The following is a 12,770-nucleotide window of genomic DNA, read 5'->3' as shown; positions in this document are numbered from 1 at the left end:
GGAAGAGGTATGACAGAAAAGATTGTCATTGTTGAAGCTGTTAGGACACCAGTAGGGCGTTATGGAGGCGTGTTGAAAAATTTTAATTCAGGTGAATTAGCAGCTCTTGCCATTAAAGAAACCATCGCAAGAGCAGGGATTACGCCCGAACTTATTGATGAAGTTATCCTTGGTGAAGTACGTCAAACAACAGAGTCGTCGAATGTTGCCAGAGTTGCTGCTTTAAGAGCAGGGGTACCTGCTACTTCACCCGCATTTACAATTAATCGACTTTGCGCTTCTGGAATGCAGGCAATTGCTTCAGCTGTTCAACAAATCCATTCCGGACAGGCTGAAATCCTTATAGCAGGAGGAACAGAGAGTTTAAGTAACGCACCTATTTATTTACGTAATAGTCGTTTTGGCGGAGATAAAACAACATTGGTAGACTCCAATTTGGAAGCTGGTCAACAGCCAGTTGAATTATACGGAAATCATTTAGGAATGGGTATTACTGCAGAAAACGTAGCGGAAAAATATCAAATTACTCGAGAAGATCAGGATGCATTTGCCGCTGAGAGCCAGCGACGTGCGGCAGAAGCGATTGAGAAAGAGGCATTTGCTGAAGAAATCGTTCCAGTTGAAGTAAAGTCTAGACGCCAAACCAACCTGGTGAAACAAGATGAACATCCACGGCCAGGTACAACGATAGAAAAACTTTCCATGTTAAAACCTGTATTCAAGGAAGGGGGTACCGTTACTGCAGGAAATTCATGTGGAAGAAACGATGGAGCTGTAGCGATGCTTGTTATGAAAGAAGAGAAAGCTCATGAACTAAATCTACAGCCTCTTGCACGTGTAGTTGATTGGTCCACTTCAGGAGTTTCACCAGAAGTAATGGGGGTTGGACCTGTTCCTGCTGTTAATAAACTACTCGAACGAACCGGAAAAAAATTAAATGAGATTGGTTTAGTCGAATTAAACGAGGCATTTGCTGCTCAGGCGCTCGCTGTTATCCGTCAACTTGGACTTCAGCCAGATAAAGTGAATGTAAATGGTGGAGCTATAGCACTTGGTCACCCTCTTGGCGCAACAGGAGCACGCATTTTAACCTCCCTGATGTATGAAATGAAACGAAGAGATGAGCGGTTTGGCATTGCCACACTGTGCGTAGGAGGAGGACAAGGGATGGCCATAATGGTAGAGAATATAGTTAACTAGAAAAGACGGGATGCCGTCTTTTTTTTCATTTGATTGTCTCTAGGTACAGGATATTTAAGGAAAAGAGAATAAAGGAGGAGAAATATGAAGATAAGACAATATCATCATCAAGACTTAAATGAAATTATTGAATTATTTCAACAGACAGTTTATTGCATTAATAAAAAGGATTATTCGTCCATGCAGATAGACGCCTGGATAAATACAACCTCAAAGGAAATCAGATCGTCCAAATGGCACAAAGAATTCACTAAAAACTTTACTTATGTAGCGGAAAAAAAGGGAGAAATCGTAGGATTTATCGATATGACTACAAAAGGTTATCTTGATCGTTTATATGTGCATAGTCAATTTCAGCGAATGGGAATAGCATCACAACTCCTAAGGAAAATTGAAGCCATTGTGTGTGAGTATTCATTAAGTGAAATTCGTACTGATGCTAGCATTACTGCTCTTCCTTTTTTTGAAGAAAAAGGATTTATAGTGATAACGAAGCAAAACGTGGACATTCGTGGAATTCAATTAACGAACTACCAGATGATAAAAAAATTCGTATAACATGCAATGCGATGCCCTCTAGTGATTTACTTTGTGTAACAAATGGAATTCATTCTAACTTAATAATGGAATTTCACTTAATATTTCAGATTAAATTCCTTCGTATAAGCAATAGCTTCCAATAATGAACCGGCAGTTTGAGCATAACTCCCTAGCGCCAATATTTGCTCTCCAAGCCGCACTCGTTTCTTTTTAATGTAAACAAGACCAATTGTCTCGATTGTGAGCGCATATGTTTGAATCGTTTGACCTGTAGTAATGACTCTAGCATAAGCCGAGCGACTTAGACTTGAGCCCTGCGCTTCAAAACCAGCACCAATCGTTTGAATAACATCTCCTATAATATCAATATTCAAGCCTTCTTCTTCGTCTAAACTAATGGCTTGAGCTCCGCCCAATACATTTGAAATATTCCCTGCTGCTTGAAACCAGGAACCAAGAATCCCTAAGTTTTTTTCATCCGTATTTCCTGGTAAAAGTTCTCGCCCAACAGCTTGAAGCGCATTTCCAGTTGCTTCGATCGCATTCCCAATCGCATACAAATCACCGCCTACTTCCTCAGCAACCGTTCCTTTTTCTTCTATCGCAACTAGCGTATCGCCTATTGAAGCAACAGCAGCTCCTAAAGCTTGAATCCAAGCCCCAGTTAGTATAATTAGATCACCATACACCTCCAATTTTAAACACGCTCCCTTGCATTTCTTCATCTTATTCAATAATGAGAAACAATGTTTGTATGTAGGGTCTTATATTCCAGAATAGTTTAAGAAGATGATGTCCTTTCGCTGCATGAATCAATTGACACCCAGAATTAAGTTATAGAACCCTTTTATTGGTTATTTAACCATTCGATAGACCTAAATAGAAATAGTTATACAAATGATAATAGTTCTCAAGTATCATTGAATATGATAATCATTCTCATTTATAATGGTACTTGCAACACATTGAAAATGATTATCATTTAAAAAGGATGGTTCTATATGACTGTTAAAAATTTAGCTAATAACCATACACTACTGACGCAGCAAGAAAGAAGAGAATCGAATGCACGATCTTATCCTAGAAGGATACCGATTGCAATCGAAGAAGCAGAAGGAATTTTTGTGAAAGATGTAGACGGAAAAAAATACTATGACTGTTTGGCAGGTGCAGGAACTTTAGCACTTGGACACAATCATCCAGTTGCAATCGATGCAATGGAAAAAATTCTTCGGGATAAACGGCCGTTACATACATTAGATATAACAACGCCTATTAAAGAAGAATTTGTGAATGAAGTCTTTTCAACTTTACCAACACAATTCGCAGAACGAGCTAAGATACAGTTTTGTGGTCCAACTGGGGGAGATGCGATTGAAGCAGCTCTTAAATTAGTTAAGACAGCAACTGGAAGAAGCAGCATCCTTACATTTCAGGGAGGATATCATGGTTCTACTCACGCCACGATGTCCATTAGTGGAAATCACGCACCGAAAGAAAAGGTACAAGGATTAATTCCTGATACTCATTTCATGCCATATCCCTACTCGTACCGATGTCCATATGGGATGAAAGAAGGAGAAGGCCATCGCATATCGAGTACTTATATCGAAAATCTACTCGATGATCCAGAAAGTGGCATTCTTCCTCCGGCTGCTATGATTCTTGAAGTCGTACAGGGAGAAGGAGGTTCAGTTCCAGCTCCAATTGAATGGCTTCAAGAAATGAGAAGAATCACGAGTGAGAGAGGAATTCCTCTCATTATTGATGAAATTCAAACAGGCATCGGTCGAACGGGTAAAATGTTCGCATTTGAACATGCAGGGATTGTACCGGACGTTATTGTGCTTTCAAAAGCAATCGGAGGAAGTTTACCTCTTTCCGTTGTGATATATGATCAAGATCTTGATAAGTGGGATCCGGGTGCGCACATTGGTACTTTTCGAGGAAATCAAATGGCAATGGCTGCTGGAACTGCTTCGTTGAAATTTATCAAAGAGCATAAGCTTCACGATCATGCCGCTGCAATGGGGGAAAGAATGATTGTTGCACTAAAAGATATGCAACACCATTTCGGTGAAATTGGTGACGTTAGAGGAAGAGGGTTAATGATTGGGGTAGAAATTGTAGACCCCACACAAGTCCAATCTTCTTCAGGAAGTTATCCATCTCACCCTGCATTAGCAAGTCGTATTCAGAGAGAATGTTTTAATCGAGGTTTGATTTTAGAAGTTGGAGGGAGAAACGGCAGTGTCATAAGACTTTTACCTCCATTGATCATTACGGATGAGCAAGTGTCAGATGTCCTCTCAATCATTGAAGAAGCAGTAAAAATTGCTGTGGAGTCTATCGAATGACAATATCGAACGAAGAAATTAAAGCAGAACTGGCAGAAGTAATTGAAGAACTCTTTCTTCATAGTGGGGAAAGGGGGCAAGCTTCTTTTCAAAAGCAAATGACCGAAATGATCGCCATCATTAGTCGGACCTTTCAGGAATCATCCGCTCCATATATTGGGAAGCAACCCGAGATGGTTCAAGAGGAAATCGCAACACTGCTTAAGTTTCCTAGTGAAGCTCAAAATTTCACCGAACTTTTGCAAGAAATAGCAGAACCGATACTAAAAAATAGTCTTCAAGTCTCCCATGAAAAAAGCATCGCCCATTTGCACTGTCCTCCACTCATATCAGCTATTGCGGCGGAGCTTGTGATTAGTTCTTTCAATCAGTCTCTTGATTCATGGGATCAAAGCACAGCTGCCACGTATTTAGAACAGGAAATGATCAAGTGGCTGACAAAGAAATTTGGCTATAAAGCCACTTCTGATGGCACATTTACAAGTGGGGGAACCCAATCGAATTATACAGGACTTTTGTTAGCGAGGGATGAATTTTGTTATCGCAAGTGGGGACGTGAGGTCAAGCGTGATGGGTTACCCTCTCAATTTCACAAATTAAGAATTCTTTGCTCTGAGGATGCACACTTTACCGTACAAAAAACAGCTGCCCAGCTAGGGCTAGGAGAGAACGCTGTAATAAAGGTAAAAGTTGATGAGCACCACCGGATGTCGCCGATGTACTTAAAAAAACAATTGATAGATTTAAAAGAAAAAGACCTTTTACCTTTTGCACTAATCGGAACGTGTGGCACGACTGATTTCGGGAGCATCGACCCTTTAGTTGAATTAGCCACGATCGCAAAGCAGGAAGAATTATGGTTCCATGTCGATGCGGCATATGGTGGAGCACTTATACTCTCTGAATCTCACAATTGGAAGCTAGAAGGAATTAAAGAGGCGGACTCCATTACAGTTGATTTTCATAAGCTTTTTTACCAACCAATCTCATGTGGCGCTTTCCTTGTGAAAAACAGCCAGTCCTTTCATTTTCTAAATCATCACGCTGATTACTTGAATCCAATTGAGGATGAAGGGGAAGGAATTCCAAACCTAGTCAACAAATCAATTGTTACGTCCAGAAGATTTGATGCTTTTAAACTTTTCCTCTCGTTGAAAACCGTTGGAATTAATCTCTTTTCTGAAATGATTGACGCTACTTTTTATCTGGCACAAGAAACAGCGAATTACTTATCTCATCAACCTAATATAAAAGTTGAAAACAAAAACCCAGAACTCAACACGGTGATTTTTCGATTTGAACCACAGACTTCAACCGGAGATGTGTGCAAGTTAAATCGAAAAATACAGCAAGAAATGCTCTATGAAAGCAAAGCTGCCATTGCTAAAACATCGGTGAATGGACGAACCTATTTAAAATTCACCATGCTTAATCCTAGAACAAAAATGGAGCATATTTATGAGATTGTAGAAGAAATTCAAACGCTAGGATCGAAATGGAGGGAACACACGTGAAGTTTGCCAAAAACTATGCAGAACAAGCTACGATGCAGAGCTTCCTAAATTGCTATTTACGCGAAACTAGCCAATTTACTGAAATAGAAAAACCTGAAGCTTTACGAGATTTATCAGCTCAGAAATTCATTTCCTGTCTACTAGATAACCAGGGAATTGAGCTGATTATACCAGTCTCTTATTGGTCTCTAACTGGACGACATATCTTTCAATTCCCATTGGTTTATCGCATAGGAAATGGGTCATTTAACTCGCTTGATTATCTTACATTAACCACGTTAATTGTAAAAGAACTCCTGATCGATCAGAATCGATTAGATGCAGAAGATGAATTGATTATGCGGATCATATTAAGCTGTCAACACATGAAATCGTATATTGAAGAAAGATACAAGGACAAAAAGCGCTTATCGGATGAAACATTTGATTACATTGAAGCAGAACAGTCTCTCTTACTTGGGCATCTGCTACACCCAACACCCAAAAGCAAACAAGGATTATCACTAGAAGAAGATCATCTGTACTCACCTGAATTGAATGGTGAATTTCAACTTCACTATTTTAGTGTTCATCCATCAATCATCATAGAAGATTCTAGTTTATCACTATCCGCAAGTGAACTGATGAGAAAAGAATTAAAAGAGGATGAAACCGTTAATCAAGAATGGCTTCATCAATTTGAGAAATGGACTCTTATTCCCGTGCACCCACTTCAAGTCAATGTTCTCTTAAAAAACAAACATGTGGTTCACTATATTCGAAAAGGCAAACTTGATTATCTAGGGCCAGTAGGGAAGATGTATACGGCTACTTCTTCATTTAGAACGCTTTACAGTCATCAGTCTAAATATATGCTGAAATTTTCGGTTCCTGTTAAAATAACAAACTCACTTCGAGTTAACCAACAAAAAGAGCTTGATCGAGGCGTTGAAGTTTCTAGATTACTGAAAACAACGTTAGGAAAAGAACTAAAGAGATGTCACCCAAAGTTCGATATCATTCGTGATCCTGCTTATTTGAATGTCGCCATTCCGGATCTTGAACATGGTTTTGCAGTTGTCATACGAGAGAATCCTTTCTATAAAAATAGCGAAAACACGAGCTTAGTCGCTGCTCTTTGCCAGGATCATGCGTATGGCGGGAAGGCTCGTCTACATTCTATGATCAATTCAATTGCGAGAAGAGAAGGACGTGCAATTGAAAAAGTAAGTTTAGAATGGTTTGATCGCTATTTGTCTCTCTCTCTTGATCCGATGCTATGGCTTTATCGCAACTACGGTATTGCTCTTGAAGCCCATCAGCAGAATTCCGTCATTAAATTATCGGAAGGTTATCCATCAAGCTTCTATTACCGTGACAATCAGGGTTATTACTTAAGCGAATCTATGGCTGATAAGCTCTCAAAACTTCTTCCAGATTTAAATAAGAAAAGCGATACGATTTGTACTGATGAAGTAGCAAATGAACGTTTTCGCTATTATTTCTTTTTTAATCATTTATTTGGCTTAATCAATGCATTTGGAGTGAACGGGTTGATTAGCGAACAACACCTAATAGATCTCTTAAGAGAACGTCTTCTACGGTATGAGGGGCCTTCATCTCTTGTGAAGAGTTTACTAGAAGAGCCAGTTTTGCCGTGTAAAGCGAATTTACTAACTCGTTTCTATGACATGGATGAGCTGGTGGGATCACTGGAGACACAATCGGTTTATACAATGGTCAATAATCCAATTGCTCAGGAGGTTGCAGTAGAAAATGGCTCATAAGCACGTTGAAGTAGATCAAGAATATAAGTCCATCACCTTTTCTGAAGTGAGCTTTGAACGCGATGTACATAGGATTCATCGGTGGATGAACGAAGCACATGTTTCCCCATTCTGGCAATTAAATATACCGTTAGAAGCCTATAAACGTCATTTGCTGAAAGCATTAAAAGACAAGCATCAAACCCTTTATCTCGGTTTTGTAAACAACGAACCGATCAGCTACTGGGAAGCTTACTGGGTAGAAGGAGATATCATGGAAGGCATGTATGACAATAAACCTTATGACCAAGGAATTCATCTCTTAATTGGAGAAACAGACTTCCTTGGTAAGGGATACGCCCTTCCGCTTCTTCGAGAAATGGTGTCCTTACAACTAAAGGAAAAGAGGACAAAAAGAGTGATTGCTGAACCAGATATTCAAAACAAGAAAATGATTCATGTGTTTGAAAAATGTGGCTTTCGACCACAAAAACCGATTAACCTTCCTGATAAAACAGGGTTATTAATGATTTGTGAACGTGATCAGTTTGAAAGGAAGTGGGGGAATGAGTGAACACGTATATGATGCAATCGGAATAGGGATTGGACCATTTAATCTGGGTTTTGCTGCCCTAACAGACGAGCTTGATGAGGTGGATGTCCTTCTGTTTGATCGGAAAGAAGAGTTTGATTGGCATCCTGGAATGCTGATTGATGGAACCACTTTACAAGTGCCATTTTTCGCTGACCTGGTCAGCATGGCGGACGTAAAAAACAAATTTAGCTTTCTAAACTACTTACAAATTCATCATCGCATGTATCATTTTTATTTTTTGGAAAAGTTTCATATCCCTCGAAAAGAATACAATCACTACTGTCAGTGGGTATCGAAGCAACTTGATTCATGCCGATTTGGTTATGAGGTGGTGGATGTTTCATTACATCAATCAAGAAAAGGAGAATCCGTTTATCTTGTGCAAGTTCAGCATGTTAGAACACAAGAAATTGAAACGTTCCTTACAAAACATCTCGTAATGGGGATAGGTTCAGTACCTTCCGTTCCTAAACCATTCAAGTCTATGCTCAGTGAAACGATTTTTCATTCATCAGATTACATGGAGAAGAAAGAGCGAGCTGTACAAGGGAAATCGATTGCTGTCGTCGGCTCAGGTCAGAGTGCAGCTGAAATCTTTTTAGACTTAGCCAAAGAGCAGGACAAGCACCATTATGAATTAAGCTGGTATACAAGATCAGACGGCTTCTTCCCAATGGAATATTCAAAACTTGGTCTAGAATATTTTTCGCCAGATTACACGGACTTCTTTTACAGACTTACACCAGAAATGAAAGATGGGCTACTGAAAGATCAAGCATTGCTTTATAAAGGTATTAGCGCGGAAACGATTTCTGAAATTTATAATGTTTTATATGAGCAATCGATCGGAAATCAACAGTCGGCGCATCTACAAGCAATGAGCCAAATAAACCATCTAGAGATAATTGGAGACGTATGCATCGTACAAGGAAGTCATACCGTGACAAAGGAATCGTTTGATTTTGAATCTGAAGTCATCATTCTTGGGACTGGTTACACACAGAACATGCCAAGCTTTTTGCCGGAAACCCTATTAATTAAAGACCCAAAAAACCGTTTTGAAATTACAGAAGATTATCGTTTGGGCACGAAACATAACAGTGGAAATGAGATTTTTGTACAAAACGGTGAACTTCACACTCATGGGGTCGGGGCACCTGACCTTGGTCTTGGCGCTCATCGAAACGCCGTGATTATTAATCAAATCGCTAAGAAAGAAGTGTATCCCGTTCAGTCAAAAAATGTCTTCCAATCTTTTGGAGTGGTCAAAAAACCTGCATTAACAACTAATTAGAAAGTGGTGAAACGTATGTATTTTGATAAAGACTTAGATCATATTTTAACGAAAGAAACCTGGAAACTAGTGAATCACAAACTTCTCGGAAAAATGCTTTCAGAATTTATGTACGAGGACATGATTACACCTGAAATCATTCAAGAACAAGAAAACCATAGCCTTTTTGAACTACGTGTTTCTGTGAAGAAAACCTACCAGTTCCGTGCAGAAAATCGTCTATTTGATAGCTTCGACGTTGATTGGAAATCGATTCGTCTCTTTTCTGACGGAAAAGAAGAGAATGTAGGAGCGATCGCTTTTCTTCTTGATATTCAACCGCTGATCGGCATGTCGGCTGAAACGACAGCTCACTTAATAAAAGAAATCAATCAAACCCTTATTGCAGATGCTCATCTGTTATCAAAGCGCGTTTCCTCAGATGATTTAGTTGACGAAGACTATGCTAGATTAGAAGGCTATATGACTGGTCACCCTTGGATCACCTATAACAAAGGTAGGATTGGATTTGGCTACGATGATTACTTGGATTTTGCCCCTGAACATCAGAATGAAGTAAGGCTTTCCTGGATCGGGGTTAGTCGTGAAATAAGCTCTTTTCAATCCGTTAACGACCTAACTTTTGGTGCGCTCATCAATTCTGAGCTTAGTCATGATGACCTTCGAAATTTCAATGAGCTACTACTATCCAAAAGGCTAGATCCTACCAACTTCTTCTTCATGCCAGTTCATGAGTGGCAGTGGAAAAATGTTTTGATTCAGAATTTTGCAGAAGAAATTGCGAATCAAACGATTGTACCGCTCGAAGAATCTAGTGACTCTTACCTTCCTCAGCAATCCATTCGGACGTTTGTCAATCAATCTCAACAAGACAAGTATCATGTTAAGTTGCCAATGAGCATTTTAAATACGCTCGTCTATCGGGGCTTACCTACAGAACGAACGCTCATTGCCCCGCAAATCACCGAATTTATAAAAGGAATCTATGAAAACGACTCGTTCTTAAAAGAGGAATGCAACGTTATTTTACCAGGTGAAATTGCAAGCATTAATGTTGACCATCCTTATTATCAAAGGCTTGAACATGCTCCGTATCAATACAAAGAAATGCTTGGGGTTATTTTTCGTGAAAGCATCTACACATACCTCGAAGAAGGAGAACAAGCCATTACATTAGCCGCATTGCTATATGAAGATCATGACGGTAAAGCCTATATTCAAAGTATGATTGAAAAGTCAGGGATTTCGACACAAGAATGGGTAACTCAATTTTTTGATGTCACGATGAAACCACTGCTGCATTATTTGTACCAGTATGGCACGGTCTTCTCGCCACATGGACAAAACACTATTCTCGTATTAAAAGAGTACAAACCTTGCCGACTCGCTGTAAAAGATTTCGTAGATGATGTTAATATTAGTGATCAACCTTTCGAGGAGTTAAGAGGGTTGTCTCCAGAATTGAGAGCGATTCTTCGCAGTGAACCACCAGAGGGTCTTACGCAGTTTATTTTCACTGGATTGTTTATTTGTCATCTGCGCTACTTAACAAATATTCTAGAGCATAACGAAATGATGCGTGAAGATGAATTTTGGAAGATTCTCGCGGAAACGATTCATTCTTATCAAGCTAGGTTTCCTCACTTAGAAGAGCGGTTTAAGCTGTTTGATTTCTTCCAACCATCATTTACGAAGCTATGTCTCAATCGAAATCGCATGGTCCAAGAAGGTTATTCGTCTGGAGATGATCGGCCCCACGCATCAGAATTCGGTAAAGTAAACAATGCACTTTCTTATTATAAAGAAGTAACAAAATAACAGAGTGACGGGGTTAATTCCCGTCCTTTTAAGGAGATAAGTAGAATGGCTTTCGAATGCTCGATCACCGAAGAATCCAATCGAACCATTTCTTTTCGACCGGTGAATGAAGAAGATGTTCCTATATTACACGAATGGATGCATCAGAAACACATTTATCCATTTTGGAAGTTAAATTTGCCACTTGAAGAAATTAAAGTCTGGGTTAAAAACTCGATTTCGTCACGACATAAGCGCGTTTTTATGGGCTATCTAAATAATGAACCTGTTTGTTACGTCATTGGATACGATGTGAGGCAAGATCCAATAAGACATTATTATTCGATTGAACCGAGAGATATGGGAATGCATTTGCTTATAGGACCTAGACGACTCTTAAACAAGGAAGATGGGGAAACAATTATAAGAGCCATGACATTGTTTTTGTTTGAAAAGTTTGGTGCAAATAGAATGATTGGAGAGCCTGATTATCGAAATAGGATCGTCATTCCAATACTAAAAAAACTCGGTGCAAATGTGGTAAAAGAGATTCAAATTAATGAAAAAAGAGCAAAACTCGTGATTGCGAATCGGAATGATTTTCATCAAAACATAAGTGACTCCAACATCACTTCTTCATTTCATCTATTAAATTCCCCAGATCATGAGTGGGAAGTATTTAATGAGGCGATCAAACATGGATCATCGTAAACTTGATCCACAATCAGAAAAACTACTTAAGCGAATCGCTGCAAGAATGAACGAATTGCAACATCCTTCTCTCGATTCTCTAACACCAGAAATGTCACGTTATTACTATAACGAAGCTCGCGCATACTTTACACCTATCCCTTCAACTCAAATATGCTCAGTTGAAAGAAGAATCGGCAGCCATCAAATTCCTATTCGTATTTATCAACCAGAATGTTTTCATAATCTTCCTGTATTCATCTACATGCATGGTGGCGGGTGGGTTTTTGGATCACTTGATAGCTGTGAATCATTTTGTCAATACATAGCAGAGAAGTGCAGATGTATCGTAGTATCTGTAGGCTATCGACTTGCGCCTGAACACAAATATCCCGCTGCACTGATGGATACAATTGATGCCGTGCTTTGGACAGTTGAGCACATTTCATCGTTTGGGGGAGACATCAACAAGCTTTCTATTGGTGGTGAATCTTCAGGTGGGAATTTGGCTGCTGCCGCTTGTATTGCCCTTCATCAAAAAGTAGCGATTCATCATCAATTTTTAATTAATCCAGTCACAAATTATGCATTTGATTCTCCTTCTTATCTTGAAGATTACCAATTTAATTTAACAGCAGAGAAAATGAAATGGTTTTGGCACCATTATCTTAAATCCTCAAATGATGGTAAGGAACCTTTTGCTTCTCCATTACAAGTTGATGATGAGATTGCAGCAAAACTTCCTCAAGCGTTAATCATTACTGTGGAATATGATCCGTTAAGAAGTGAAGGAGAATCTTATGCGAATAAATTAAAACAAAATGGTGTAACCGTTACCCATCTTCATTATGAAAAACTTGTTCATAGTTTCATTAATATGATTTGTGAAGTTGACGTGGCTAAATCGGCAGTCGATGAGATGCTTCTTCATTTGAAAGAATTGATTTACGATGAGGAAGCAAAAACTCCATCTATGAAACCGGTTTAATCTGTTAACTAAAGGGAAACTACCATGTAATGACAAGTTTTGTTAATGGA

The 12,770-nt window shown here is 39.2% G+C and carries 11 protein-coding genes; 10 read left to right on the top strand and 1 reads right to left on the bottom strand.

Features of this window, described 5'->3' with window-relative positions; genetic code table 11:
• The first annotated feature begins 9 nt into the window (after positions 1-9).
• Both PQ578_RS15810 and PQ578_RS15805 read left to right on the top strand, forming a co-directional pair.
• On the top strand, positions 10-1,200 hold the full coding sequence (locus PQ578_RS15810) for a thiolase family protein (protein ID WP_273835380.1): 1,191 nt from the start codon (positions 10-12) through the stop codon (positions 1,198-1,200).
• An 84-nt stretch (positions 1,201-1,284) separates the two neighbouring features.
• Positions 1,285-1,758: a GNAT family N-acetyltransferase gene (locus tag PQ578_RS15805; protein WP_273835379.1), complete on the top strand. Its 474-nt coding sequence runs from the start codon at positions 1,285-1,287 to the stop codon at positions 1,756-1,758.
• Between the two features lie 77 nt (positions 1,759-1,835).
• Here the strand turns inward: PQ578_RS15805 and PQ578_RS15800 are convergent, their stop codons facing one another.
• Positions 1,836-2,429 (bottom strand): DUF6944 family repetitive protein, encoded by a 594-nt coding sequence (locus tag PQ578_RS15800; protein ID WP_420541574.1) that lies wholly within the window; start codon positions 2,427-2,429, stop codon positions 1,836-1,838.
• Positions 2,430-2,741: 312 nt separating this feature from the next.
• On the opposite strand from PQ578_RS15800, the gene PQ578_RS15795 reads away from it, so the two are divergent.
• From PQ578_RS15795 to PQ578_RS15760, 8 genes are read left to right on the top strand one after another with little or no spacing between them, the layout of a single operon-like run.
• A complete protein-coding gene (locus PQ578_RS15795; RefSeq protein WP_273835377.1) occupies positions 2,742-4,097 on the top strand; it encodes an aspartate aminotransferase family protein in 1,356 nt (451 codons plus the stop codon).
• A complete protein-coding gene (locus tag PQ578_RS15790; protein WP_273835375.1) occupies positions 4,094-5,611 on the top strand; it encodes a pyridoxal phosphate-dependent decarboxylase family protein in 1,518 nt (505 codons plus the stop codon). Before PQ578_RS15795 ends, PQ578_RS15790 begins: the two co-directional genes overlap by 4 nt.
• A gap of 32 nt (positions 5,612-5,643) precedes the next feature.
• Positions 5,644-7,377: an IucA/IucC family protein gene (locus PQ578_RS15785; RefSeq protein WP_273835527.1), complete on the top strand. Its 1,734-nt coding sequence runs from the start codon at positions 5,644-5,646 to the stop codon at positions 7,375-7,377.
• Positions 7,367-7,930 (top strand): GNAT family N-acetyltransferase, encoded by a 564-nt coding sequence (locus PQ578_RS15780; RefSeq protein ID WP_273835374.1) that lies wholly within the window; start codon positions 7,367-7,369, stop codon positions 7,928-7,930. Before PQ578_RS15785 ends, PQ578_RS15780 begins: the two co-directional genes overlap by 11 nt.
• On the top strand, positions 7,923-9,245 hold the full coding sequence (locus PQ578_RS15775) for a lysine N(6)-hydroxylase/L-ornithine N(5)-oxygenase family protein (RefSeq protein WP_273835373.1): 1,323 nt from the start codon (positions 7,923-7,925) through the stop codon (positions 9,243-9,245). The genes PQ578_RS15780 and PQ578_RS15775 overlap by 8 nt, the downstream gene beginning before the upstream one ends.
• Positions 9,246-9,260: 15 nt before the next feature.
• Positions 9,261-11,063 carry an IucA/IucC family protein gene (locus tag PQ578_RS15770; protein WP_273835372.1) on the top strand — a complete coding sequence of 601 codons (1,803 nt, stop codon included), beginning with the start codon at positions 9,261-9,263 and terminating at the stop codon, positions 11,061-11,063.
• A 45-nt stretch (positions 11,064-11,108) separates the two neighbouring features.
• The gene (locus PQ578_RS15765) at positions 11,109-11,753 is read left to right on the top strand and encodes a GNAT family N-acetyltransferase (protein ID WP_273835371.1); all 645 of its coding nucleotides are present in this window, start codon (positions 11,109-11,111) and stop codon (positions 11,751-11,753) included.
• Complete coding sequence (locus PQ578_RS15760) at positions 11,740-12,720, top strand: alpha/beta hydrolase (RefSeq protein WP_273835362.1); 981 nt, start codon at positions 11,740-11,742, stop codon at positions 12,718-12,720. Before PQ578_RS15765 ends, PQ578_RS15760 begins: the two co-directional genes overlap by 14 nt.
• The last annotated feature ends 50 nt before the right edge of the window (positions 12,721-12,770 follow it).

The sequence above is a fragment of the Guptibacillus sedimenti genome (assembly GCF_028610665.1).
GTDB classification, from domain to species: domain Bacteria; phylum Bacillota; class Bacilli; order Bacillales; family Guptibacillaceae; genus Guptibacillus; species Guptibacillus sedimenti.
Note: the sequence above shows the minus strand (reverse complement) of the source record. Positions and strands in the feature narration are given on the sequence as shown.

Bases quoted from the DNA above. Each gene is read 5' to 3' on its own strand.
- PQ578_RS15785 (WP_273835527.1), top strand. From the start codon at position 5,644: ATGCAGAGCTTCCTAAATTGCTATTTACGCGAAACTAGCCAATTTACT.
- PQ578_RS15795 (WP_273835377.1), top strand. From the start codon at position 2,742: ATGACTGTTAAAAATTTAGCTAATAACCATACACTACTGACGCAGCAA.
- PQ578_RS15770 (WP_273835372.1), top strand. From the start codon at position 9,261: ATGTATTTTGATAAAGACTTAGATCATATTTTAACGAAAGAAACCTGG.
- PQ578_RS15775 (WP_273835373.1), top strand. From the start codon at position 7,923: ATGAGTGAACACGTATATGATGCAATCGGAATAGGGATTGGACCATTT.
- PQ578_RS15765 (WP_273835371.1), top strand. From the start codon at position 11,109: ATGGCTTTCGAATGCTCGATCACCGAAGAATCCAATCGAACCATTTCT.
- PQ578_RS15810 (WP_273835380.1), top strand. From the start codon at position 10: ATGACAGAAAAGATTGTCATTGTTGAAGCTGTTAGGACACCAGTAGGG.
- PQ578_RS15760 (WP_273835362.1), top strand. From the start codon at position 11,740: ATGGATCATCGTAAACTTGATCCACAATCAGAAAAACTACTTAAGCGA.
- PQ578_RS15780 (WP_273835374.1), top strand. From the start codon at position 7,367: ATGGCTCATAAGCACGTTGAAGTAGATCAAGAATATAAGTCCATCACC.
- PQ578_RS15790 (WP_273835375.1), top strand. From the start codon at position 4,094: ATGACAATATCGAACGAAGAAATTAAAGCAGAACTGGCAGAAGTAATT.
- PQ578_RS15805 (WP_273835379.1), top strand. From the start codon at position 1,285: ATGAAGATAAGACAATATCATCATCAAGACTTAAATGAAATTATTGAA.